A 24,210-nucleotide genomic window follows, 5' to 3' on the forward strand; every position below is an offset into this window, starting at 1 on the left:
CTGTTACGGTGCGAGTGCACAATCTTGCCGGGGGGGCGAGATGGACAGGGTTCAAATGTGGTTCCGTACTGGGCTGATGGTCCTTGTGCTGGTGTGCGTGCTGCCGTTCGCGCACGCCACCACCACGATGCATGGATTGCCACTGCTGCGGCAGTTCGCCGCCAGCCAGCTGCCGGCGTCGCCAACCTATCCAGGCATTGTCGTTGATCGCGCTGGCAACCTGTACGCGGCCAGTGGCGAAGGGGTGATGATCTTCCGCAGTGGCGTGTGGGAGCTGCTGGAGGCTTCTGGCGAAGCGCCTGTGTACTCGATCATGCTGGCGCGCGATGGCAGCATCTATGCCGCCGGTGCGGGTGTGTTCGGCCAACTGCGACGTCTGCCAGACGGCACGCACAGATTCATCGACCTGTTGCCACGCTTGGCCAATGCTGGCTTGGTGCAGAGCCCAGTGGAGGTCTATTCGCTGGGAGAGACGTCCCGTGGCATTCATGCGGTTAGCGCCGGGGCATTGTTCGTGCTTGAAAAGGATGGCAGTACTACGCGGCTACAATTTCCGGCCGGTGCGCGTACGCGCCCGCTGGTGGCCGGCGATGTTGTCTATTTCCGGGTTCCCGGGGACGGCCTGTACCGCGTGGACGGGGCCGCAATGGTTCGCGTGGAGGGCATGGATTCACTGGCAAAAATGCGTGTCCCCGCTGCCTGGGCTTATCGCGGTGGCTTGTTGTTCGCCGCTGCTGATGGTTTCCATTTCACTGATGGCAAGCGCCTGCGCAAACTCGATACGGAGGCCGACGCGGCGTTCCGCCTGCACGAGCCTTATACCGGCGTCGCCTTGGCCGACGGCGGTTTTGCGGTTGGCAGCTTCGACGGCACCATCATGCGTTTCTCGCCTGCCCTGCGTCTGCTCGATAGTTTCGCTGCCAGTGCGGGCGAGATGCATGATCTGGTGGAGGATCGCGAAGGTGCAGTGTGGGTATCCAGCGAGAACGGCATCGCGCGGTTGCGCTGGTCACTGCCATGGACGCGGTACGGACGGCTGCACGGCCTGGGTGGACGGATCTTCGACAGCACCTGGTATGACGGCCGCCTGTGGGTGGCGGGCATGGGCGTGTGGAGTGCGCAACCCTCTGCAGCGGGTACGCCGATGTTCACGCAGTTGCAGTGGCCGCGCCGCGATATGGAAACGTTCGCGTTGGAAGGGACGAATGCTGGGCTGCTGATCGGTGACCGCTACGGTTTGGCCGTGCTGGATCCCGGGCAGACGCAACCGCGACGGCTGCTGCCTTCGATGCTGGGTGGCAGTGTCAGCACGCTCTTGCCCTCCGCGTTCGACCCTGGCCGGATGTTGGCCGTCGCCAGCAACAGAATCATCGTGCTCGGCCAGCGCAATGGGCGCTGGCAGGTAGCGGCAATGTGGAAAGCCGACACCAAGGCGATTGATGGACTGTACGAGCTTGGCGCAGGCGAAGTGTGGGCCGGCGACGCTGGAGGTGGCGCGCGACGCTGGCGCTTCGACCCGGATAGCGGTCACTTGCTCACCGAGCAGCGCTATGGCATCGCGCAGGGTTTGCCGGATGTATCTGGGCAAGGCACGCGTTTGTTCCGTAGTGGCGGCGTGTTGTATGCGATCTCTGGCCAACTGGTACGCCAGCTGCAAGGTGAGCGCTTTGTTGCCGCCGAGTTGCCTGTGCTTGCGGGGCTGCTGGCACCCAGGGAACTGGAAGGTGAGGACAACGCGCAAGGAAGCTTTGCCTGGACGACGCGGCAGCTGTGGTGGCGCAAGCCGGGTGCTACAACGTTCCAGCTGCAGCAGGTCAGTGACAGTCGCGTGCCCGGCTTCATGACGGTCGCACTGCACGGCGATGGGCAGCTGCGCATGGTCACCCGCGACAGCGTGCTGCAGTTGGATCCTGCGGCTACCGAAACCAATGCGGCAGCTCCGCAGGCGCGACTGGATCGCATCGAGCTGCAACGAGCAGATCATCCGCCGGTGCTACTACCGTTGTCGCCACAAGCGGTTCAGACCTTGCCAGCCGGTGCCGGCTTGGCTTTGCGCTTCGGCGTGCAGAGCATGGAACCGGAGGTCGAGTTCCGTTACCGGATGCCGGGTTATCACGACGAATGGTCACCCTGGGTGGCCGGACGCGAACTGACCTACCAACGATTGCCGGCGGGGGCTTTCAGCTTTCAGCTGCAGGCACGAGTGCTCGGCGGTACACCGACCGAGGCGATGAGCTATCAGCTGCAGGTCGCGCCATTCTGGTATCAGCGCCCATGGGTTCGGGTTGCCTTTGCTGTAGCCGGCTTGTTGCTCATTGTGATCGTGGTGCGTTTGCGCACCCGCGCCATCAACGCACAGAACCGCCTGCTGGAGCAGAAGATCAGCGAACGCACGGCCGAGCTGCAGCATGCCAACTCCCGGCTTTCAGCCTTGGCGGTGACCGACGGACTCACCGGTATCGCCAACCGCCACGCGATGGAGAAAGCCTTGCCGCGCGCGTGGCAGCGCTGCGCGGAACGACAGGAGCCGCTGGCGGTGATGATGATCGATGTGGATCACTTCAAGCAGTTCAATGACACCCACGGACATCATATCGGCGACCTGCAACTGCGCCGCGTGGCGCAGACGCTGGCCGTGCAGGTAACCGGGTCCGAAGAGTTGGTCGCACGCTACGGCGGCGAGGAGTTCGTGCTGATCCTGCCGGGTTGCGACGAGCAGATGGCGCTGGCGCGCGGTGAACGGCTTCGTAGTGCGGTGGAGCAGGTGACCGGTGCGGCCGGACAGCGGGTGACGATCAGCGTCGGGGTTGCGGTCTGTGTTCCCGTATCTGACGAGGATCCAATGACGCTGGTACGCTGCGCCGATCAGGCGCTCTATCTAAGCAAGCGTGAGGGTCGCAATCGTGTGTTGATCGGCACGCTGTCTGGAGAGACCGTCATACAGTGCCGATGACTCCTGCATGGAGGCAACGCGTTATCGTGGCACTCTGCTCTAGAAGTGGGAGCCAACAGTGGGTTGTTGTCTGATTGGGTGTCTGTTCAAGCCGTCTCCACACAATCCGCCACTACCGCCAAGAATTTCTTCGATCCATGCTGGAAATTCGATGCGTGGGGTTGGTTGTCTACCAGGCCTGTTCGGCCTGAAGTTGTTGGCAATGCTCTGATGATGGCCAGTCGAGAAATAGGAACCGATGATGATGCGGAGTGCTTTTCTTGCCCTGATGGCGACCTTTGGTCTGTTTTCCGTTCCTCATCTGGGTGTTGCGACCGAGGCAGTCCCTTTGGAGGAAGTGCTTCTGTGGCCCGAGGATTCTCAGGTCATGAAGGACGGAATCAGGGAGCTTGCCGGGGAGACATGGGCCCTCACTCGTCCGACACTTCTGGTCTATCGTCCGAAAACAAGTTCAGCTCGTGCCGCTATTCTGGTTTTCCCCGGCGGCGGCTACAAGGCGCTGGCAATTGGGCCGAACAGCACGATCGGACTCAATGGAGCGGATGTCTGCAAGTGGCTGACGGACGCAGGGATCACCTGCATTCTCGTGAAGTACCGGGTTCCAAACACCGGCTGCAACTGGAACCAGGAAACCAGACGGCACGAAACGCCTGATGTGCCGATGGCCTTGCAAGATGCGCAAAGGGCTGTTTCGCTCGTGCGATTCAACGCGGCTGCATACGGTGTCGAGCCGAACAAGATCGGCGTCATGGGCTTCTCAGCCGGCGGCAACCTCGCCGTCCTGTCCAGTACTGCGTTCGCGTCCCGCTCCTACGCACCGTTCGATGAGCTTGATCTCGCCAGTAGCCGTCCGGACTTTGCAATCCCGGTTTACCCGGGGCACCTGACCATGGAGCACAAAAACAGAACCCCCAGAGCCACGGCCGCGCAAGAACTAAATACCGACATTGTGGTCTCGAAAGATGTACCTCCGACGCTGCTGATACATGCTGCAGACGACCCTGTCGACCCGGTTCACTACTCTGTGGTGTATGAGCGGGAACTGCGGAAGGCTGGCGCCTATGTTGAACTCAATATCTACGAAACCGGTGGGCACGCCTTTGGGGTTCGGAAGCAGGGTAAGGATTCCGATCGATGGACCGAGGATGCTATTCGCTGGCTTGGTGAGATCAACATCCTCTGACTCTGTCCCTCTCTCTGCCTCCGCACCGAATCGCTTACCAGGTGTAAAGGGCTGAGGGCAATATCGGGTATGACAGGGCTTCAAAAGGTGTTCGAAGAGAGTCGATAGGAGTCGGCGCAGCTTGCTCAGCTCGGACCAGCGGTATCTCAGTGGCGGCCGGCTTGATTTCCTGCCGTAACCTCTCAATCAGCACCAACGCTAGCTGGAGAGGGCTAAGCGACAATCAATCCAAACGCCGCCAACGCCGCCGCAGCCTGTCGCTGAGATATCACCGCCTTCTTGAAGTACTTGGTATCCATCACGTTGAGCCCGCTGATATCGGTATCACGCAGATCCGCGCCTTCGAAGCGGGTCAGCCGGGTCTGTGCGTTGCGCAGGCTGCCGCCAGTGAATACGGCATCGCGGAAGTCGCAGCCGGACAGGTCAGCATCGGAGAAGTCCATGCCTTCCAGTTCCGCCTTGCGGAATGACATTCCACGCAGGTCGGCGCTGACCAGCAGGCAATCGCGGAACTCCAGTGCCCAGCCGCTCACTTCCTGCAGGTGAGCGCCGGTCAGCTTGCAGTCCTTGAACTGCACCGACGATAACGTCGCGCGTCGCCAGAAGCTGTTGTTGAGGTCGCAATGGTCGAAGCGGGAATCGCTGAGCTGAGCTGAACTGAAATCGCATTGGCTGCCACGGCATTTCTGCCACCGGCTTTCTTCCAGCGATGCGGCCAGCCAATTTGCCTTGCTCAGCGAGCACTGTTTGAACTGGTAGCCATCCATGTCCAGTCGTGAAAAATCACCCTCGTCCAGCGTGCAGGATTCGAACACCGCTGCACGCGGATGCGCACGGATGATCTGCTGCATGCGTGCGCGGTCGATGGTTTCTTCGCGGATAACCGGGATGTTCGTCATGTCCAACTCTGCAGGTGCCAGCGCGTCATTCTGCGCGACATCGATCTGCTGATGCAGTCTTGTCGCGCCGGATGTTGTGTGTACAGACCTGATTGATCTATTCGAAGATGAAGAATGGCGGGGCGATGGCACGGCGCCAGTACGACTCATCAGCCAGATAGAACTCCTGTGCCTTGGCGCGCGCGAACCATGCTGCCGCTGCTGTTTCATCCTTCTGCAGACCCTTGCTGCCGCGGCCCAAGGCCAAGCCTGCGAAGTACTGGCCGTAGACATTGCCCTGCTCGCCGGCGCGCTGGTACCAGCGCAGCGCCTCGTTCATATCCTCGGGCATGCCAATGCCGGCTTCATGCAGCGCGCCGAGATCGACCTGGGCCTCTGCATCGCCACGTGCTGCTTGCCGTTGGATGCGGGCGATTGCCGCATTGGTGGAGGGCTGGTCGGCGGCGAGGCGTGCGGCTTCGGTTGAGCTTCGGGTTGCCTTGCGCAACGCGTCCAGCTTGTACAACTCACGCATATACACCGCTGAGCGCAGCCGCCAGCGCAGAGCACCCGCCATGTCGCCCTGGCGTTCGTACCAGCGCGCCAGGTCGTGCATGGCATACGGCGAGCCGTGGTAGGCGGCGCTGTGGTACCAGCGCAATGCTTTGCGTGGCGATGGTTTGAAGCGAACGTCCTCGGGCTTCTGCGGTTCGTCACCGCTGTCCAGGCGGCCGCGCTCAAGGATCCTGCCCAGTTGCTCCTCGGCACCGGTGCTGCGGTGGCTGCGCGGCGTTGTCGCCGCTGCGCGCGCGTACCAATCCAGGGCGCGCGGGTCATTCCAGGCCTGGTACATCTTGGCCACCCGCAGGGCGGAATCGAACTGGCCGTCAGCGGCTGCGGACAGCGCATGGCGCTCGGTGTCGCTGGGCGGGCGGGTGTTGGGCGTTGTCGCGCAACCGAGCAAGGTGAACAGGGGCAGGGCGTACAGCAGCACGCGGGGCGTGGGACGGGGCATCCAGCAGGTCCGGGCAAGGCGGCGGGCGATTATCGCGGAGTGCGCCGGCCCGGCCGCTGAATCGGTTGCCAAAGCAACAGTTGCGCAGCTGCCAAAAGCGGGATACGGTCAGCTCCATGTCCTCGTTCCTGGCCACCGCCGTCAACAATAACAACCGCAATAATCTGCGCGCGAATAATCGTGCGCGGCCACTGCGGGACTGCGACCAGAGCTAGAACAGGCAACACGCTCAGGACACCAGAAAACCCGCATCGGCCGATGCGGGTTTTTTTGTGGCCGGGGCGGGAACACCGAGCGGCTGCAGGTTTCCAAGCCGTTGCTTCGAATGTTTGTCCCCACACAACCCAGGAGCTTTCCCATGTGTTCCATCTTCGGCATTTTTGGCCTGCAATCCGGTGACGACCTGCAGGCGCTGCGTCGGCAGGCGCTTGAACAATCCCAGCGTCAGCGGCATCGCGGCCCGGACTGGAGCGGTGTTTACGTAGACGACGGGGCCATTCTGGTGCACGAGCGCCTGGCCATCGTCGACCCGGCTGGCGGCTCGCAGCCGCTGTTGTCCGACGACGGTCAGCTGGCGCTGGCGGTGAACGGCGAGATCTACAACCACCAGGAGTTGAAGAAGGAACTGACCCAGCCCTACGCCTTCCAGACCGGCTCGGACTGCGAGGTGATCAACGCGCTGTACCGCGAGGACGAGCCGGCGTCCTACTTGAACAGGCTCAACGGCATCTTCGCCTTCGCGCTGTGGGACCGCGACAAGCAGCGCGTGATCATCGCGCGTGACCCGATCGGCGTGGTGCCGCTGTACTGGGGCCACGACAAGCAGGGCCGGCTGTGCGTGGCTTCTGAAATGAAGTCCCTGTCCGATACCTGTGCTGACGTGGCGCAGTTCCCGCCCGGTCACTGGTATGACAGCAGCACCGATACGCTGAGCAAGTATTACCAGCGCCCGTGGCGTGATTACGCTGCAGTCCAAGGCGTGGATGTGGATTTGCTTGAACTGCGCGAGGCGTTTGAGCGCGCCGTGCACCGCCAACTGATGACCGACGTGCCGTACGGCGTCTTGCTGTCCGGCGGTCTGGATTCGTCGCTGGTCGCTGCGGTTGCCGCACGTTATGCACGTAACCGCATCGAAGACGGTGGCCAAAGTGAAGCGTGGTGGCCGCGCCTGCACAGCTTCGCGATTGGTCTGAAGGGCTCGCCGGATCTGGCAGCTGCCGAAGTTGCCGCCGCTGCGCTGGGTACCGTGCATCACGGCTTCGAGTACACCTTCGAGGAAGGCCTGGACGCGGTGCCGGAAGTGATCCGACACGTAGAAACCTATGACGTCACCACCATCCGCGCATCCACGCCGATGTTCCTGCTGGCACGTAGGATCAAGGCAATGGGCGTGAAGATGGTGCTGTCCGGCGAAGGCAGCGACGAGATCTTCGGCGGCTATCTGTACTTCCACAAGGCGCCGAACGCACTGGAGTTCCACGAAGAGCTGGTGCGCAAGCTCGATGCGCTGAACAACTACGACTGTCTGCGCGCGAACAAATCGATGATGGCCTGGGGCGTGGAGCCGCGCGTACCGTTCCTGGATCGCGAGTTCCTCGACGTGGCGATGAAGATGGACGCAAGCCACAAGATGATCGACAAGGCCAGCGGCCGCATCGAGAAAGCGGTGCTGCGCGAAGCCTTCGAAGGCTATCTGCCCAAGGAAATCCTGTGGCGGCAGAAGGAGCAGTTCAGCGACGGCGTCGGCTACGGCTGGATCGACGGCCTGAAGGCGCATGCCGAGGCGCAGGTCAGTGACCGTGTGCTGGCAGCGGCCGACAAGCGCTTCCCGCACAACCCGCCGCAGACCAAGGAGGCGTATTACTACCGTCACGTGTTCGAGCAGTTCTTCCCCAGCCACGCGGCATCGGAAACCGTGCCGGGCGGCAAGTCGATTGCCTGCTCGTCACCGGCAGCGATTGCCTGGGATGCCAGCTTTTCCAGCATGGCCGATCCGTCCGGTCGTGCTGTAGCCGGTGTGCACGAGCAGGCTTTGGCCGGCTGAGTGATCGCGCACGGCCCGTAGTTTTACGGGTCGTGCGCTTGCAGCTGCCACAGTGCAGCCGTGGGCCGTATCATCGCCGGCTTACGCAAGGGAAGATCATGGACGCAGGAACGCATCGCCCCGGCTCGCGGGTGCATTGGGGCTGGCTCTACCTGGTTTGGGCCGCGCTGCCGCTGCTGGCGGCGCTGCTATTGGCCCGCTACGCCGGGATGGATGTACCGGCGCCGGTGCAGCAGGTGGTCAAGACTGGCGCGGCGGCACTGCATACGAGCTCACCCTTGGGTCTGTTCCTGCTGCAGCTGCTGGTATTGCTGCTGGTAGCAAAGGGTGCCGGGCGGCTGTTGCGCTGGTTTGGCCAGCCGGCCGTGATTGGTGAGATGGCCGCTGGCTTGATGATGGGGCCGCTGCTGTTTGGTAGTGTCTTCCCGCAGCTGCAGGCCGCGCTGTTTCCGGCCAGTTCGCTGGGCCCGCTTGGTCTGGTCAGCCAGCTCGGTGTGCTGATGTTCCTGTTGGTTGCCGGCGCTGAGCTGGATCTGGGGCGGCTGCAAGGGCGGCGACGTTTTGCAATCGCAGTCAGCCACGCCGGTATTGCGGTGCCATTTCTGTGTGGCGTGTTGCTGGCGATCTGGCTGTATCCGGCGCACGGCCCGGCAGGTGTGAGCTTTACCTCGTTCGCGCTGTTCATCGGCATCTCGCTGAGCATCACCGCCTTCCCGGTGCTGCTGCGCATTCTTGCCGATCGCGGCATGACCCATAGCCCATTGGGGCAGACCGCAATCGCCTGCGCAGCGCTGGGTGACGCGACGGCCTGGTGCATGCTCGCGTTGATTGTCGCAGCCACCCAGGCCGCTGGTTGGGGCGCGGCGGGTTTCAGTCTGGCCTGTGTGACGATTTTCATCGGGCTGATGCTTGGGGTGGTGCGGCCGTGGTTTGCGCGGCAACAGATTTCCGCAGGACGCGAAGGTGCATGGTTGCTGGGCATGCTGTTGCTGACACTGGCCAGCGCCTTGTTGACCGAGTCCCTGGGTATCCACGCGTTGTTTGGTGCGTTTGCCGCCGGTGTGGCTGCGAACTCCAATGCTCAGCTGCGTGAGCTGATCATCAACAAGGTTGAGCCGCTGGCGGTGACCCTACTGCTGCCACTGTTCTTCGCCATGACCGGCTTGCGCCTGCGCGCTGATGCCCTGCAGGTCAGCGATCTGTGGCTGTGTCTGCTGGTGATAGCGGTGGCGAGCATCGGCAAGCTGCTTGGCACCTTTGCCGCCGCGCGTAGTGCGGGCATGCCGGCGCATGATTCGCTGCGCTTGGGGGTGTTGATGAACACCCGAGGCCTGATGGAGCTGATCGTGCTCAATCTTGGCTATGAACTTGGCTTGCTGGGCGATCGCCTGTTTGCGGTGTTGGTGATCATGGCTTTGGTGACGACGGCGATGACCGGCCCGTTGCTGGGCTGGAGTGCGCGAGGCAAGGGCAAGGCAGGCTGAGCTTCTTCGTAAACCTACTTCGTTGGTGTTGTTCCTCTCAATTCAAAAGGATTTCCGATGCGCGCATTGCCGTTGTTGATGCTGGGGTTGTTGAGCGGTCCATTCGTCGCGACCGCGAACGAGGTGCCGTTGGAGCGGCATCAACTGGGCAGCTGGGAAACGGATATCGGCTATACCGGCGTGGTCCGCGATGGCGACACGCTGCATATCTCCGGCGTGCCATGCAGGGGCGCGGAGATGCATGCAGCGGTACGTGATTGCTACGGCAAACTCACCAAGATCCTGCAGCAGTTTGATGCCGACAGCAGCCAGGTGGTCAAGGAAACGGTGTTCACCACCGATATGGATGGCCTGATCAAGGCTATTCCCGATCGCAAGACCTTCTTCGCCGACGGCAAGTATCCAGCCGCGAGCTGGGTGCAGATCAGTCGCTTGTTCGACGCCGAGGCCAAGCTCGAAGTGGAGTGGACGGTGCGGCTGAAGTAAGGCCGGAACCCAGGCCCGCCGTTTGTGGGAGCGGCGTAAGCCGCGAAGCAGGAACACCATCAGATTGCACACACATTGAGGGTTCCACTAATTCCCGCTTCGCGGCTTACGCCGCTCCCACAGTTTCAGCGCGGGCTCAAGCTCAAACTGTGCGTGGGCTGTCCCGGCAGGAACGGGGTCGGCCTGCCTTCCACCCAGTCGTCGTGGCCTGCGCCCCAGAACGGCGATAACGGATGGCCGCTCTGGCCGCCGGGCATGTGCACGATGCCGTCGGCTTCGTGGCCGGGCGACACCACCATGCGCTCGGAGGCACCGAACTTCGGCCCGACCACGCGCGGCATGTTGTCGTCGCCGGCCAAGGGCTGGGCCGGCATGCACAGCCAGCGCTTGAACAGACCCGGCAACGCCGCCGAGACCGGATGGCAGATAGCGGCGGTGTTGCGCTCGCCCCAGCTGCGCTCGGCCAGGTCGGGGCCTTGCGCGGCAAGATCGCTCTCCAGCTGACGGGCGCTGTCGGCCAGCAGCGCATCCCAGCTTTGATAGGGCGGTGGCAGCAGGTGCGGCGGGCGCTGGTTGAGCAACGGCCACAGCACGCCTTCGAACTGCGCAAGCTTGGGTGCGATGTAGCGCTCGCCCAGTTGCTCTTTGGCTGGTGCCAGCAAGGCGCCCTCCATGTTGTCCATCAGGATGCCGCGGAAACCGCGCGCCATCCGGTAGCTGACCGAATCGGTGGAGGCGCGACCCTGCCATTGACGGCTGGCCGCTTCCAGACGCTTCAGCGCCGGATCATTGCTGTGTTCGATGGTCTGCCGCAGCAGTTTCCACCAGCGTTCCATCAGCACGGCGCGGTCGTCGAGCTGTATCGCCAGCAGGTCACTTTCCTTGAAACTTTCATGGGCAAACAGACCGTCGCGGATCTGCTTTGCGCGTGCGCCGAAGTCATAACCGCCATCGCCAGCCTCGGCCAGCGCAGCACCATCGAGTACGCGGCCATTGGCCGTCCACAGGCGGTGATCGGGTGGGTCGATCAGCGCTGGTGCCTGATCGGTGCGGATCGGCCACGGCGAGCAGCTGGCCTGCGCCGCTGCGTCGGCATGGCAGCTCCGGTCACGCGCGGGGCGCGCGCCGATCAGGCGCCAGGCGATTCGGCCGCTGCGATCAGCAACCAGCAGATTCTGTGCGGGGATGCCGGAGCGATCGGCCACCGCAAAGGCAGAGTCCAGATCGGCGGCCTTGGCCATGTCGGCAAAATCCAGGCGCACCGCACCGGCTTGCTGGCCAACCCAGCGCAGGGCGAGCAGCTGACCGTCGGGTTCCTCGTGCAGGATCGGGCCCCAATCGCTTTCGCGCACCAGCAGCATTTCCGGGCTGGCACCGGCGACGGCGATTGCCTCGTTGAAGGTGCGCAGCGACGCATTGGCGGGCAGGGTGGTGTAGTCGGCGGTGTCGATATAGCTGTTGGTGAAGGCCCAGGCCACCCGCGTATTGCTGCCGACGATGACCGCAGGCAGGCCGGGCAGGGTAAATCCGGCAACATCAACCGTGCCCTCCGGCGCGGTCGGGTCGGCGTAGCGCAGGCGTGCGCGGAACCAGATATTCGGCGCGCGCAGGCCCAGGTGCATGTCGTCGGCGATGATGGCGCGGCCGTCGGCGGTCAGAGCACCGGCTACTGCAAAGTTGTTGCTACCTAAGACCTCGGACTCTTCGGCGACCGGGGCAGGTGGCGCAGTGCCAGCAATACGCAAGTCCAACGTTGCCGCGTCCGGCAGCAAGGCATCGCCACGGGGCGCGCCGAACAAGGGCGCATCCCAGCTACTGCCGTCGTGCGCGAGCATTGCGTACAGGGCGGGCGGGACGACGCTACGGATGCGAGCCATCGCCAGTTCACGGGTATTGCTCGGGTCCTGCAGGTCGGCATACATGGCCAGCCCGGTCAGCACCGAGTCCTCCAGCTCCCACGGGCGCGGTTGCTGGCGCAGCAGCAGATAAGGCCAGGGCCGTACCGGCAAGGCGGCAAGGCCGGCATTGACGCCGTCGCGGTAGGCTTCGACGACGCCGCGTTTGTCACCCAGGGCCGCGCCCAGGTTCTGCTGGGTGTGGGCGCGTAAGCGGTGCACACGCATGCGCTTGTCCAGCGGCAAGGCCTTGGCGCCGAACAGCTCGGACAGCTCGCCAGCGGCCGAGCGCCGCATCAGGTCCATCTCGAAGAAACGTTCCTGCGCATGCACATAGCCCAGGGCGCGGGCCATATCGGTCTCGTTGGCGGCCTCGACGGTGAGCACCCCCAAGGCATCACGCTGGATGCTGACCGGGGCTGACAGCCCAGGCAGGGCCAATTCCCCGTCCAGCTGCGGCAGGCTGCCGCGCAGCAGTCCCCAGACAATCAGCAGCACTACCAGCAAAAGCCCCAATACAACCCAAAGCGAACGCAGCAGCCAACGCAGCACAGGCCTACCCCCGGTAGCGGTTCTGTGGCGATTGTAGACAGCTTGTGAAGCTGAAAGAGAGGGAATCGCAACTGAAAGTGATTCTGATTAGATCATTGGGTTTTCAGATGGGGCACCCTATGCACCATCGAATCATCAGGAGCACCCCCATGCAGGGCAAACCCGAAGTCATTGAGTGCCTGAAGGAACTGCTGCGCGGCGAACTGGCTGCGCGCGACCAGTACTTCATCCATTCCCGTCGTTATGAGGATCAGGGCCTGCTGGCGCTGTACGAGCGTATCGGCCACGAGATGGAAGAAGAGACCGAACACGCTGACGCGCTGCTGCGTCGCATCCTGTTCCTCGGTGGCAACCCGGACATGCGTCCGCACGGCTTCGAGCCGGGCGTGACCGTGATGGAGATGCTGGAGAAGGATCTGCAGGTGGAATACCAGGTGCGCGCCAATCTGGCCGCCGGTGTGAAGCTGTGCGAAGCGCAGGGTGACTACGTCAGCCGCGACATCCTGCTGCTGCAGTTGCGTGACACCGAAGAAGACCATGCTTGGTGGCTGGAGAAGCAGCTGGGCCTGATCAAGCGTATTGGTCTTGAGCTGTACCAGCTGAGCAAGATGGACGCCAAGGGCACCGCGGCGCATTGATCCCGAGCGCAAATGCACTGTGCTGCAGTCCAGGCTGGCGTGAGCTTCGCGACTTGAACTCACGTCGGCACCCGCCTTGGGCGGAGGGACAGCATCGGTCTTTTCCCTCTCCTGCGCGCAGGCAAGGAATAGTCAAGGTGCAATTGGGTTTTTGACCCTGTTCTTTTTGGCCGTACGGCTGAAGGCAGAGCGGCGACTGCTTTGACAGGGATGACCGCAAAAAATTGAAGTTGGGGGCAGAACGATTCCCGCCTTCGCGGGAATGACGGCATAAAAGCCAAGGCCAGAGCGCTCTTTGCCACCTTGCCAGCATCAGACTAGCCTGGTGATGCGGCAACTGCGCTCAAGATGGAACTGACGTGGTCAACGGATCAGTCCGTAGATGATCCGGTTCCAGCTGTGCTCACGACGTACTGTCTGTTGCTCGCTGAGTTCCGCCGAGTTCACCAGTTTGTTCATCACGGACATTGGCGGGTAGATGCTCGGATCATTGGCTATTTCGTGGTTGACCCAGCGCGTGGATGCCGCGTTTGCATTGGCGTAAGTGACATGGTTGGTGATATCGCTGATCACCTTGGCGTCCAACAGGTAGTTGATGAACTCATGTGCAAGCGCCGGGTTCTTTGAATTCTTCGGAATGGCGACCACATCCATCCAGCGCAATGCGCCTTCGCGGGGGATCAGGTATTTGATGTTCCGTGGCTTGCCGCCGTTGGCCAGTTCCAATGCCTGCGCCTGCGCCTGCCCTATATCGCCGGAATAACTGAGTATCACGCATAGCTTGCCCGACGCCAGATCATCGATCAGTTCGCTTGATCTGCCGAACTTGCGTATGTAAGAACGTACATCCAGATAGGCATCCTGCACGGCATTCATGTTTTCCGCGCTGATGGCGTTGGCATCACGACCCAACCAGATCAACGCCGCCGTATGTCCTTCCTCGTCATCATCGATGATGCCGATGCCGCATTCCGAAAGCTGGGATGCAATTGCGGGCTTGAACAACAGGTCCCAGGTAGCCATGTCGAAGTCTGGCCCTAGAATTGCCTGCACCTTGTCGGCGTTGACGCCAAGCCCGGTAGTGCCCCACAAGTAGGGGACAAGATGGGCGTTTCCTGCATCCACGCTGCTCAGTCCATCGAGTGCATCCTTGCTCAGGTTCTGCCAGTTGCCCAGTGCGGTTTTGTCCAGCGGGCGCAGCAGGCCTTGCCTGATCTGGTCGGCTGCGTATGGGCGCGCCGAGGGGAAAACAACATCGTAGGCATCGTTGTTCTGGTGCAGTTTCTGATCCAGCACGGCATTGCCGCTGAACAGCTCGTAGCGCACGCTGACGCTGAACTTTTTCTCAAAGTCGCGGATGGTGCGCGGTGCAACGTAGTCTGGCCAGTTGTACACGTTCAGTACGCCACCAAGGGCGGTCGGGGCCGTAGGCGCCTCTGCTGTGCTGGGGAAATCGCTGCCGCCGCACGAGGTCAGCGACAGCATTACAGCGGCCGAAAGTAGCTTTTTCAATCTTTTTCCCCTGGCGAAATAGAAGCGCGACGTGCTCGAACGCAATTCGCCAGCGAGCAGCCGCACTGCTCCCAGCCCGATATCGTTCAGGCAGGAAAAGCACTTCGCTGGATCGCAATCTTGTTTGGCGTGGCGTTGAAATTTTCCGTATTGTCGATACGGATGGCCGGGGTGGACATCGGACCAGTCTCAAAAGCGCTTTTGGCCAGGCGATTCAGCGCCGTTGCGCTGGTGGGATCGGCAAAGCGGCGCGCGACTGGGCTGTGTGATCTGCGTCCATCGCGTGGCGCAGCTGCGCAGCGATGCAGACAGCAGTCTGCGCTGGCAACGCTGCGAAAGCTGCTGATCTGCTGCGGAAGGTGCAGTGGCCCTGGGGGTTGCGGTAATGCGCATGTGCGCTTGACCGGATGCCTCGGCATGCGCCCCAAGAGCGGGCGTACCCGCTACAGGGGGGCGGTTGCTGTATTAGCTACGGAACAGTTGATAGACCGCGGTGGAGAGCGCTGTCACGCCGTCCGCGCGGAAATCCGGTTGTTGATCCAGGATGTCGCGACGTTCCATCACGGTGGCCAGCCATGGTGTCGCGAACAGCTGCAGTACTTCGGCTTGTTCGACAGAGAATGGGGGGCCTTGCTTTTCGTCCTGCGGATACTCGAGCGTTATCAATATGCCGCGGCAGTTGACCGGCAGTTGCGCATACAGCGTGTCGCGGTACTGCTGGCGGAGTCTTGGCGGTAGCGCGATCAGGGCCGCGCGGTCATATACGCCAGCCACATCGGCCAGCAGGCCTGCATCCAGTGCAAATGCATCACCGCAGATCAGTTCAATAGGACCGGCACTGTAGTGTTCACCGTACGGGCTGCTGTGGCGCTGTGGGGTGACGCCGGCTTCGGCGAAGAACTGCTCGATGGCCATGGGTGACAATTCAACGCCAAGGACGCGATGGCCCTGAGCGGCCAGCCAGTGCATGTCCAGGGTCTTGCCGCACAACGGCACCAGCACGCGGCTGCCTTGCGGGAGCTCCAGCTCGGGCCAGTGCTTCTGCAGCAGCGGCATCACCTCGTTGCGATGGAAGCCGATTTGACCGTTCTGCCAACGTTGCAGCCAGAAGTCGGGTTGCATGGTGGTTCTCCGAGAGCGATTGCTTTGCTGGTGACTTGTAGGAGCGGCATGAGCCGCGAAGCTAAGAGCAGTGGATCAATGGTGATTCGTGGGTGCTGATGCTGTTTGGATTTGTGGCTTCGCGGCTTACGCCGCTCCTACAAAGACAAAAAGAAGAAGGCCGGGCAATGCCCGGCCTTCTTTGTATTTACTGGACTTCCAGCCCTTCGACCTTCTGCCACCCACGCGGCAGCAGATGCCCGCGCGTCGCCCGTGTTCCCAGATACGTCTCCAGGTCCTTGAACGACAGGTTCATGGTGCGCTGGCCACTGCGCACCTGCAGGGTGTTGCCCGGGCCTACCGCAACCACCGCCACCACGCGTTCGGTGGAGAGCTTGGCCTTGGGGATCTCGATGATCTTGTTGCCCTTGCCCTTGTCCAATTCGGGCAGTTCGCTGGCCGGGATGGCGAGCATGTTGCCTGCGCTGGTGACCGCGACGATGCGGTCGGTTTCCGGGTTGGCGACCAAGGACGGGGTCAGTACCGCCGAACCGGTGGACAGGTTGAGCATCGCCTTACCGGCCTTGTTGCGGCCGGTCAGGTTCTCGAAACGGGTGACGAAGCCATAGCCATGGGTGGACGCCAACACGAAGCGGGTGTTGTTGTCGCCGCTGGCCACGGTGACGAAGCTGCTGCCCGAGGCCGGCGAGAAGCGACCGGTCAACGGCTCGCCATTGCCGCGCGCCGAGGGCAGGGTATGCACCGGCGTGGAGTACGCGCGGCCCTCGGTATCGAGGAAGGCCACCTGTTGCGTGCTGCGGGTACGTGCCACCGCCAGCAGGCTGTCGCCGTCGCGGTAGTTCAGGGTCGAACCGTCGACATCGTGACCCTTGGCCGCACGGACCCAGCCCTTCTCCGACAGCACCACGGTCATCGGCTCGCTGGGCACCAGCTCGGTTTCGTCGATGGCCTGGGCGGCACCACGCTGCACCAGCGGCGAGCGGCGTTCATCGCCAAACTTCTTGGCGTCGGCCAGCAGTTCGTCTTTGACCAGCTTCTTCAGCTTGGCGCTGCTCTGCAGGATGGCCAGGATCTTGTCGCGTTCCTTGGCCAGCTCATCCTGCTCGCCGCGGATCTTCATTTCTTCCAGGCGCGCAAGCTGCTTGAGCTTGGTTTCCAGAATGTAGTCGGCCTGCTCTTCGCTCAGTTCGAAGCGCGCGATCAACGCAGCCTTGGCATCGTCCTCGGTACGGATGATGCGGATCACCTCGTCCAGGTTGAGGAAGGCAACCAGCAAGCCTTCCAACAGGTGCAGGCGACGCTCGACCTTCTGCAGGCGATGGTTGAGGCGGCGGGTGACCGTGTCCTGGCGGAAGCGCAGCCATTCGCTGAGCAGCATCTTCAGGTTCTTGACCTGCGGACGACCGTCCAGCCCAATGACGTTGAGGTTGACGCGGTAGCTGCGCTCAAGATCGGTGATGGCGAACAGGTGGCCCATCAGCTGCTCGGCGTCGACGCGGTTGGAACGCGGCATCAACACCACGCGCACCGGGTTGGCGTGGTCGGATTCGTCGCGGATGTCTTCCAGCCACGGCAGCTTCTTGGCGCGCATCTGCGCGGCAATCTGCTCGATCACCTTGGACGGCGAGACCTGGTGCGGCAGCGCATCGATGACGATATTGGCGCCTTCCTTCTTGAAGGTGGCGCGCGCGCGCACGCTGCCGTTGCCGGTTTCGTAGATGTTCCGCAGGTCCGACGGCGAGGTGATGATCTCGGCGGTGGTGGGGTAATCCGGGCCCTTCACGTGCTCGCAGAGCTCGGCGATGGTGGTGTCCGGCTCGTCGATCAGGCGCACCAGTGCGCTGACGATCTCATTGAGATTGTGCGGCGGCACGTCGGTGGCCATACCCACGGCGATGCCGGTGGTGCCGTTGAGCAGCAGGTGCGGCAGGCGTGCCGGCAGCCAGGTCGGCTCTTCCAGAGTGCCGTCGAAGTTCGGGGTCCAGTCGGTGGTGCCATGGCCCAGCTCGCCCAGCAGCATCTCGGCGATCGGGGTCATCTTGGATTCGGTGTAGCGCATCGCCGCGAACGACTTGGGGTCATCGCTGGAGCCGAAGTTGCCCTGACCCTCGATCAGCGGATAGCGGAACGAGAACGGCTGCGCCATCAGCACCAGCGCCTCGTAGCAGGCGCTGTCACCGTGCGGGTGGTACTTACCGATGACGTCACCGACGGTGCGGGCGGACTTCTTGGGCTTGGCGGCAGCGCCCAGGCCCAGTTCGCTCATCGAATAGATGATGCGGCGCTGTACCGGCTTCAGCCCGTCGCCGATGAACGGCAGGGCGCGGTCCAGTACCACGTACATGGAGTAGTCGAGATAGGCGCGTTCAGCGTATTCGCGCAGTGGCTGCTGTTCGAAGCCATGGTAAGCGGGGCGTGCAGAATCAGTCATTGCGGGTGGGTGCTACCTGTTGTGCGGGGCCAAGGCGGGGACCGCCGGCTTCCTGATCCGTCGATTATCCGGATGGCGGCGGAGATGCCAAGCCACGGACCGGATCGAGCCCGCCTTCCAGCCCCTGATCGGCCCGGCTCTGGTAGCGGCCCGGGGGCAGGCCGAAGTGGCGGCGGAACACGATGACGAAGGCGCTGGGGCTGCTGAACCCCAGTGCGTGGGCGATATCGGCCACGCCATGGCCCTCGTTGAGGCGGCGCAGCGCCTCGGCCAGCCGCGCCTGCTGCCGCCACTGGGCGAAGCTCAAGGTGGTCTCATCACGGAAGTGGCGGCTCAGGCTGCGCGGCGACAAGCCCGCCCACTGCGCCCATTGCGCAAGGCTGCGGTCGTCGGCGGGCTCGGCCAGCAGCTGCGAGGCAATCCGCAGCAGGCGCCGATCGGCCGGCATCGGCAGGTGCATGCGCTGGCGCGGCGCCTGCCGTATTTCGTCCAGCAGTACATCCATCATGTGCTGCTGGGGCAGAGACAGCGGTTGTTCCGGCGACCAGTCGCTGATCCGCTCGGCCAGCGCATTGAGCAGGCGGGAAATGCCGATCACGCAGGGATCGTCGGGCAAATCAATACAAACCGGGCTGGCCAGAGCCATACCCCAGCCACGCAGCGGGCCGTCGATCACCACCGTATGCGGCTCGGCCGCGGGCATCCAGCCACCCGAGCCAGCAGGCAGCGACCAGGTGCCGTGGCGGGTACGGGTGGTCAGCAGGCCGCGCTCGACGCAGATCAGCTGTGCTCGTGCGTGCTGGTGCCAGTCCACCTCGCGGGCCAGGCCCTGCGGGCTGTCGAAGCGGAAGCCGAAGACCGGCGGTCCGTCGTCGCGCTCGAACCAGTCCAGTTCCTGATCACGCAGCAGCGGGGCGGGCAGCTGCATGTCAAAGCCCTGCGGTGCCCGGCGCCGGACCGAAGAGAGGGTTGCGCCTGCGCTTGGCTGGATTTCGTCATTCATTGGCTGGATTGTATTACCCGGCCACGCTCACAGCCATTACTGTGTCCAGGTCGGCCGCAGACACCATTGCTGCAACACAGCATTTGATACCAAGTAGAATATTTCCATTGAGAAATATTCCATCTGGAAGGAAAATGCCCGCCCATGATCTGTGCCGACACCACCCAGCCCCCCAGCTTTGGCCTGTTGCTGCGGCAAGTCCGCGACGGCCTCGCCCGGCAGCTTGATGCCTCCATGGCCGAGGAAGACCTCGGCCTTGGATTCAGCCACTACATCGGTCTGAAGACCTTGATGCATATGGCGCCTTGTACTGCCAACCAGCTTGCACGCGGCCTGGACCAGGTCCCCAGCGCGGTGACCCGTCTGCTGGACAAGTTCGAAGCGCTTGGTTGCGTGCGTCGCGAGACGCATGCGCAGGATCGTCGTGCATTGCAGATCGTGCTCACCGATGAAGGCCGTGCCCTGTGGCTGCGCTTGAAAACGCGTGGCGACAAGGTGATGGAAGACGCCATGCGTGACCTGCAGGCGGAGGAGCGGGAGATGTTGATGTCCCTGCTGCTCCGTATACGTGACTCCTTGATGACCCCATGAAAACCATGTCCTCCCCCACATCCCTGGTTTCACCCGCCCGCGGCCTCCTGGCCGCGGCGCTGGTTCTTACGCTGGCCGCGTGCGCCAGCAGCCGTGGCCTGCAACCGCAGGGGCGATTGCTGGATGCCGACAGCCTGCACAGCAGCCGCAGCCTGGCCGATACGCCGCTCAGTGCGGCAGGCTTTCCCGCCGGCGACTGGTGGCGTGCGCTCGCCGACCCGCAGCTGGATGCGCTGATCGACGAAGCCCTGCGCGGCTCGCCCTCGCTGGAGGCAGCCGATGCGCGTCTGCGCCAGGCGCAGGCACATGTCGCAAGCAGCAATGCCGAGCGCAAGCCCAACCTGTCGCTGTCACCGGGCTATACCGGCATGCGCCTGCCCGAATCCATGGCCGGTGATGAAATCGGTGGCCATTACATGGGCAGCGTGCAGGCCGTAGCCAACTTCAGCTACGGCGTCGACCTGTGGGGTGGCAAGCGCGCCGCCTGGGAAGCCGCCGTCGACAGCGGCCACGCCGCTGCCGTGGATGCGCAGGCTGCGCGTCTGGATCTGGCCGCCGCCATCGTCCAGGGTTACGTACAACTGGCCCATGCCGGTCAACTGCAGCGTGTTGCCAATGACGAACTGGCACGCGCCGAGAAAACCCTGCAACTGACCCGCCAGCGTCGTGTCGCCGGCATCGACAGTGAGCTGCAGGTGCAGCAGGCACAGACCCGGCTGCCTGCCGCGCGACAACAGCAACTGGCCGCGCAGCAGCAGATCGATGTGTCGCGCAATGCGCTGGCCGCGCTGCTCGGCAAAGGGCCGGACCGCGGCCTGGACATCAAGGTTCCGAATGAATTGAATCCGCTGGCCCTGCAGCTGCCAGGTGTAGTTCCCAGCGAACTGCTGGGCCGGCGTCCGGATATAGTTGCCGCGCGCTGGCGCGTGGAAGCGGCGGACAAGCAGGTCAAGGTCGCCAAGACCCGTTTCTATCCAAACCTCAACCTGACCGCCTTGGGTGGGGTGGTGTCCAAGGACCTGGGCAGCCTGCTGGAAAGCGGCTCCACCTTCGGCCTGCTGGCACCGGCGCTGAGCCTGCCAATCTTCGATGGCGGACGGCTGCGCGCCGGCCTGGCCAGCAGCGATGCCGACTATGACCTTGCCGTGGCCAACTACAACAACACGCTGGTGGAGGCCCTGCGCGACGTCGCCGATCAGGTCAACGCCAGCCGCTCGCTGGCCGAGCAGGTGCAGGCGCAGCAGCAACTGCGCGGCATCGCGCAGACCGCCTACGAGCTGGCGCAGCAGCGCTACCGCGCCGGTATCGGCAACTATCTCGATGTACTCAGCACCCAGGACCGCCTGCTGCAGGCCGACCAAGGGCTGAGCAACCTGCAATCACAGCAGCTGCTGTCTTCGGTACGCCTGAGCACCGCCCTCGGCGGCGGCTTCCAGCCCACCGCCGACACGGCGCCGGCCGTTGCCGCCGGCAACGACACCACGCATTCCTGAGAGTCCCCCGAATGAGCCAGACAACCTCCCCCGAAGCGGCAGCTGCCGCTCCCAGCCGTCGCGGCAAGCTGCTGCGCGGTTTGTTGTTCGTCATCGTGATCCTGCTGGTGGCATTTGCCGCCTGGTATTACTTCCTCGGCCGCTGGGCCGAGGAAACCGATGACGCCTATGTTGGCGGCAACCAGGTGCAGATCACCCCGCAGATCACCGGCACGGTCGTCTCCATCGCTGCCGATGACGGCATGAAGGTGGAGCAGGGCCAGCTGCTGGTGCAGCTGGACCCGGCCGATACCGAAGTGGCCATGCAGCAGGCGCAGGCCAACCTGGCCAGCACCGTGCGTCAGGTGCGCGGACTGTACCGCAGCGTGGAAGGTGCGCAGGCGGAATTGAACGCGCGGCAGGTGACGGTAAAGCGAGCCCGCGAAGACTTCGCCCGTCGTCGCGATCTGGCTGCTACCGGCGCGATCTCGAACGAAGAGCTGGCGCATGCCCGTGACGAACTGGCCGCTGCCGAAGCCGCGGTTGCCGGTTCGCGCGAAACCGTCGAGCGCAGTCGCGCGCTGGTCGATGACACCATCATCGCCACCCAGCCGGACGTGCAGGCTGCGGCCGCGCAGCTGCGCCAGGCTTACCTCAACAAGGCGCGTGCCGGCATCGTTGCGCCGGTGAGTGGCTATGTCGCGCGTCGCTCGGTGCAGGTTGGCCAGCGCGTGCAGCCAGGCGCTGCCTTGATGGCGGTGGTGCCGGCCGAGCAGATGTGGGTGGATGCCAACTTCAAGGAAACCCAGCTGCGCCATATGCGCCTGGGCCAGGAAGTGGAGCTGCGCTCGGACCTGTACGGCGGCGACGTGACCTATAAGGGCCACATCACCAATCTGGGCCTGGGTACCGGTTCGGCGTTCTCGCTGCTGCCGGCGCAGAACGCCAGTGGCAACTGGATCAAGATCGTGCAGCGCGTGCCGGTGCGCATCACCGTTGATGCCAAGCAGCTTGCCGAGCATCCGCTGCGTCTGGGCCTGTCGATGAAGGCCGAGGTCAACCTGCACGATCAGAAGGGCACGGTGCTGCCGGCTGACGTGGCCAAGGGCACGGTGTACGGCACTGAGGTTTATACCAAGCAGCTGCATGATGCCGACGCCATGATCCACAGCATCATCCAGGACAACCTGCCGCCGTCCGCGCGCGCCAGCTGAGGTCATCATGTCCGCTCAAGCTCCCACGGCGCCGGCCACGACGGTCGGCGCAGGGCCAGCCAATGTTGCGTTGTGCACGGCCGGCCTGGCGCTGGCCTCGTTCATGCAGGTGCTGGATACCACCATCGCCAACGTCTCGTTGCCGACCATCGCCGGCAACCTCGGCGCCAGTTCGCAGCAGGCGACCTGGGTGATCACCTCGTTCGCGGTGAGCACCGCGATCGCCTTGCCGCTGACCGGTTGGCTGAGTCGCCGTTTCGGCGAGGTCAAACTGTTCATGTGGGCGACGATCGCGTTCTCGATCGCATCGCTGTTGTGCGGTATCGCCCAGAGCATGGGCATGCTGGTGGTGTCGCGCGCGCTGCAGGGTTTCGTGGCTGGGCCGATGTACCCGATCACCCAGTCGCTGCTGGTGTCGATCTATCCACGGGAGAAACGCGGGCAGGCGCTGGCCTTGCTGGCGATGATCACGGTGGTGGCACCGATTGCCGGGCCGATTCTTGGCGGCTGGATTACCGACAACTACAGCTGGGAATGGATCTTCCTGATCAACGTACCGTTGGGCGTGATCGCCGCGGCCGTGGTCGGCAGCCAGTTGCGCCATCGTGTGGAAACAACCGAGCGGCCAAAGATGGACTACGTCGGTCTGGTCACCCTGGTGATCGGCGTGGGCTGCCTGCAGCTGATGCTGGACCTGGGTAACGAGGAGGACTGGTTCAACTCGACCAAGATCGTGGTGCTGACCTGTATCGCCGTGGTGATGCTGGCGGTATTCGTGATCTGGGAGCTGACCGACAAGGATCCGATCGTTGATCTGAAGCTGCTGCGGCATCGCAACTTCCGCGCTGGCACCTTGGCGATGATTGTCGGTTACGCCGCGTTCTTCTCGGTGGCGTTGATGATCCCGCAGTGGTTGCAGCGCGACATGGGCTACACCGCGATCTGGGCCGGTCTGGCCACAGCGCCATTAGGCATCCTGCCGATCATGGTGGCGCCGGTGCTGGGCAAGTTCGGCCACAAGGTGGACATGCGCTATCTGGCGACGATTGCGTTCTTCGTTCTGTCGATGACCAGTTTCATGCGCTCGGGCTTCAACCTGCAGGTCAACTTCGAACACGTCGCTGGCGTGCAGTTGTTGATGGGTGTTGGTCTTGCGCTGTTCTTCATGCCGGTGCTGCAGATATTGCTGTCCGACCTTGAGGGGCGCGAGATTGCCGCTGGCTCAGGTCTGGCGACATTTTTGCGGACCTTGGGTGGCAGCTTTGCCGCATCGTTGACCACGTGGCTGTGGGCGCGCCGCACCCAGCAGCATCACGCCGATCTGACCGAGCACGTGTCGCTGTACGACCCAGGTATGCATGATCAGGTAAGCGCGATGGGGCAGGGCGACCTGCAGCATGGTGCGGCGGTGCTCAACGAGATGATCAATCACCAGGCCTCGCAGATGGGCTTCAACGACATCTTCCTGCTGCTGGGCTGGGTGTTCCTGCTGATCATCGGCCTGGTGTGGCTGGCCAAGCCGCCGTTTGGTGCGGGCGCTGGCGCAGCATCGGCAGGCGGGCATTAGCCCCGCTTGTTGTAGGAGCGGCGTAAGCCGCGAAGCCGACAGCAATCGATCAACAGCGAAGCCCGCGATCCGAAGGATTGCGGGCTTCGCGGTTTGTGTAGTGGCGCGCCCTGAGCGGCAAAGAACGGTTACAAGTAAAGCAAAGACCACCCTGCTGGGCCACACAAGAG

Annotated in this window: 17 protein-coding genes; 10 read left to right on the forward strand and 7 right to left on the reverse strand. The window is 63.2% G+C overall.

Annotated elements, in window-relative coordinates:
* Positions 1–55: 55 nt before the first annotated feature.
* Both ACVOLR_RS08350 and ACVOLR_RS08355 read left to right on the forward strand, forming a co-directional pair.
* Positions 56–2,953, forward strand: a complete 2,898-nt coding sequence (locus ACVOLR_RS08350; RefSeq protein WP_481536034.1) for a diguanylate cyclase — start codon at positions 56–58, stop codon at positions 2,951–2,953.
* A gap of 241 nt (positions 2,954–3,194) precedes the next feature.
* Positions 3,195–4,136, forward strand: coding sequence for an alpha/beta hydrolase (locus ACVOLR_RS08355; protein WP_481536035.1), 942 nt, complete (start codon positions 3,195–3,197; stop codon positions 4,134–4,136).
* 212 nt (positions 4,137–4,348) lie between these two features.
* Here the strand turns inward: ACVOLR_RS08355 and ACVOLR_RS08360 are convergent, their stop codons facing one another.
* Both ACVOLR_RS08360 and ACVOLR_RS08365 read right to left on the reverse strand, forming a co-directional pair.
* Positions 4,349–5,035 carry a pentapeptide repeat-containing protein gene (locus ACVOLR_RS08360; RefSeq protein ID WP_481536036.1) on the reverse strand — a complete coding sequence of 229 codons (687 nt, stop codon included), beginning with the start codon at positions 5,033–5,035 and terminating at the stop codon, positions 4,349–4,351.
* A 97-nt stretch (positions 5,036–5,132) separates the two neighbouring features.
* Positions 5,133–6,029: a tetratricopeptide repeat protein gene (locus tag ACVOLR_RS08365; RefSeq protein WP_481536037.1), complete on the reverse strand. Its 897-nt coding sequence runs from the start codon at positions 6,027–6,029 to the stop codon at positions 5,133–5,135.
* Between the two features lie 358 nt (positions 6,030–6,387).
* Between ACVOLR_RS08365 and asnB the strand changes: the two genes are divergently transcribed.
* The 3 genes from asnB (at position 6,388) to ACVOLR_RS08380 (ending at position 10,043) form a co-directional block, all read left to right on the forward strand.
* Complete coding sequence (asnB, locus tag ACVOLR_RS08370) at positions 6,388–8,073, forward strand: asparagine synthase B (RefSeq protein ID WP_481536038.1); 1,686 nt, start codon at positions 6,388–6,390, stop codon at positions 8,071–8,073.
* A 98-nt stretch (positions 8,074–8,171) separates the two neighbouring features.
* Positions 8,172–9,557 (forward strand): cation:proton antiporter, encoded by a 1,386-nt coding sequence (locus ACVOLR_RS08375; RefSeq protein ID WP_481536039.1) that lies wholly within the window; start codon positions 8,172–8,174, stop codon positions 9,555–9,557.
* A 57-nt stretch (positions 9,558–9,614) separates the two neighbouring features.
* Positions 9,615–10,043 (forward strand): RidA family protein, encoded by a 429-nt coding sequence (locus ACVOLR_RS08380; RefSeq protein ID WP_481536040.1) that lies wholly within the window; start codon positions 9,615–9,617, stop codon positions 10,041–10,043.
* Positions 10,044–10,168: 125 nt separating this feature from the next.
* On the opposite strand, the gene ACVOLR_RS08385 is transcribed toward ACVOLR_RS08380, so the two are convergent.
* Positions 10,169–12,490, reverse strand: coding sequence for a penicillin acylase family protein (locus tag ACVOLR_RS08385; RefSeq protein ID WP_481536041.1), 2,322 nt, complete (start codon positions 12,488–12,490; stop codon positions 10,169–10,171).
* Positions 12,491–12,639: 149 nt separating this feature from the next.
* On the opposite strand from ACVOLR_RS08385, the gene ACVOLR_RS08390 reads away from it, so the two are divergent.
* Entirely contained in the window at positions 12,640–13,128 is a 489-nt protein-coding gene (locus ACVOLR_RS08390) for a bacterioferritin (RefSeq protein WP_481536042.1), read from the forward strand.
* Positions 13,129–13,491: 363 nt separating this feature from the next.
* Here the strand turns inward: ACVOLR_RS08390 and ACVOLR_RS08395 are convergent, their stop codons facing one another.
* The 4 genes from ACVOLR_RS08395 to ACVOLR_RS08410 all read right to left on the reverse strand — a co-directional run bounded on the left by ACVOLR_RS08395 (position 13,492) and on the right by ACVOLR_RS08410 (position 19,121).
* Positions 13,492–14,640, reverse strand: a complete 1,149-nt coding sequence (locus tag ACVOLR_RS08395) for an extracellular solute-binding protein (protein WP_481536043.1) — start codon at positions 14,638–14,640, stop codon at positions 13,492–13,494.
* A 465-nt stretch (positions 14,641–15,105) separates the two neighbouring features.
* On the reverse strand, positions 15,106–15,762 hold the full coding sequence (locus tag ACVOLR_RS08400) for a thiopurine S-methyltransferase (protein ID WP_481536044.1): 657 nt from the start codon (positions 15,760–15,762) through the stop codon (positions 15,106–15,108).
* A 187-nt stretch (positions 15,763–15,949) separates the two neighbouring features.
* A complete protein-coding gene (parC, locus tag ACVOLR_RS08405; RefSeq protein ID WP_481536045.1) occupies positions 15,950–18,193 on the reverse strand; it encodes a DNA topoisomerase IV subunit A in 2,244 nt (747 codons plus the stop codon).
* A gap of 64 nt (positions 18,194–18,257) precedes the next feature.
* A complete protein-coding gene (locus tag ACVOLR_RS08410; protein WP_481536046.1) occupies positions 18,258–19,121 on the reverse strand; it encodes a helix-turn-helix domain-containing protein in 864 nt (287 codons plus the stop codon).
* Between the two features lie 219 nt (positions 19,122–19,340).
* On the opposite strand from ACVOLR_RS08410, the gene ACVOLR_RS08415 reads away from it, so the two are divergent.
* The 4 genes from ACVOLR_RS08415 to ACVOLR_RS08430 are packed head-to-tail and all read left to right on the forward strand — an operon-like array spanning position 19,341 to position 24,040.
* Positions 19,341–19,787 carry a MarR family winged helix-turn-helix transcriptional regulator gene (locus tag ACVOLR_RS08415; protein WP_481536047.1) on the forward strand — a complete coding sequence of 149 codons (447 nt, stop codon included), beginning with the start codon at positions 19,341–19,343 and terminating at the stop codon, positions 19,785–19,787.
* A gap of 5 nt (positions 19,788–19,792) precedes the next feature.
* On the forward strand, positions 19,793–21,280 hold the full coding sequence (locus ACVOLR_RS08420) for an efflux transporter outer membrane subunit (protein ID WP_481536048.1): 1,488 nt from the start codon (positions 19,793–19,795) through the stop codon (positions 21,278–21,280).
* Positions 21,281–21,291: 11 nt separating this feature from the next.
* Positions 21,292–22,473: a multidrug transporter gene (locus ACVOLR_RS08425; RefSeq protein WP_481536049.1), complete on the forward strand. Its 1,182-nt coding sequence runs from the start codon at positions 21,292–21,294 to the stop codon at positions 22,471–22,473.
* Between the two features lie 7 nt (positions 22,474–22,480).
* Entirely contained in the window at positions 22,481–24,040 is a 1,560-nt protein-coding gene (locus ACVOLR_RS08430) for a DHA2 family efflux MFS transporter permease subunit (RefSeq protein ID WP_481536050.1), read from the forward strand.
* Positions 24,041–24,210: the final 170 nt, after the last annotated feature.

The organism is Stenotrophomonas sp. STEN030 (assembly GCF_056759995.1).

Bases quoted from the DNA above. Each gene is read 5' to 3' on its own strand.
- ACVOLR_RS08350 (WP_481536034.1), top strand. From the start codon at position 56: ATGTGGTTCCGTACTGGGCTGATGGTCCTTGTGCTGGTGTGCGTGCTG.
- ACVOLR_RS08355 (WP_481536035.1), top strand. From the start codon at position 3,195: ATGATGCGGAGTGCTTTTCTTGCCCTGATGGCGACCTTTGGTCTGTTT.
- ACVOLR_RS08360 (WP_481536036.1), bottom strand. From the start codon at position 5,035: ATGACGAACATCCCGGTTATCCGCGAAGAAACCATCGACCGCGCACGC.
- ACVOLR_RS08365 (WP_481536037.1), bottom strand. From the start codon at position 6,029: ATGCCCCGTCCCACGCCCCGCGTGCTGCTGTACGCCCTGCCCCTGTTC.
- asnB (WP_481536038.1), top strand. From the start codon at position 6,388: ATGTGTTCCATCTTCGGCATTTTTGGCCTGCAATCCGGTGACGACCTG.
- ACVOLR_RS08375 (WP_481536039.1), top strand. From the start codon at position 8,172: ATGGACGCAGGAACGCATCGCCCCGGCTCGCGGGTGCATTGGGGCTGG.
- ACVOLR_RS08380 (WP_481536040.1), top strand. From the start codon at position 9,615: ATGCGCGCATTGCCGTTGTTGATGCTGGGGTTGTTGAGCGGTCCATTC.
- ACVOLR_RS08390 (WP_481536042.1), top strand. From the start codon at position 12,640: ATGCAGGGCAAACCCGAAGTCATTGAGTGCCTGAAGGAACTGCTGCGC.
- ACVOLR_RS08400 (WP_481536044.1), bottom strand. From the start codon at position 15,762: ATGCAACCCGACTTCTGGCTGCAACGTTGGCAGAACGGTCAAATCGGC.
- parC (WP_481536045.1), bottom strand. From the start codon at position 18,193: ATGACTGATTCTGCACGCCCCGCTTACCATGGCTTCGAACAGCAGCCA.
- ACVOLR_RS08410 (WP_481536046.1), bottom strand. From the start codon at position 19,121: ATGCAGCTGCCCGCCCCGCTGCTGCGTGATCAGGAACTGGACTGGTTC.
- ACVOLR_RS08415 (WP_481536047.1), top strand. From the start codon at position 19,341: ATGATCTGTGCCGACACCACCCAGCCCCCCAGCTTTGGCCTGTTGCTG.
- ACVOLR_RS08420 (WP_481536048.1), top strand. From the start codon at position 19,793: ATGTCCTCCCCCACATCCCTGGTTTCACCCGCCCGCGGCCTCCTGGCC.
- ACVOLR_RS08425 (WP_481536049.1), top strand. From the start codon at position 21,292: ATGAGCCAGACAACCTCCCCCGAAGCGGCAGCTGCCGCTCCCAGCCGT.
- ACVOLR_RS08430 (WP_481536050.1), top strand. From the start codon at position 22,481: ATGTCCGCTCAAGCTCCCACGGCGCCGGCCACGACGGTCGGCGCAGGG.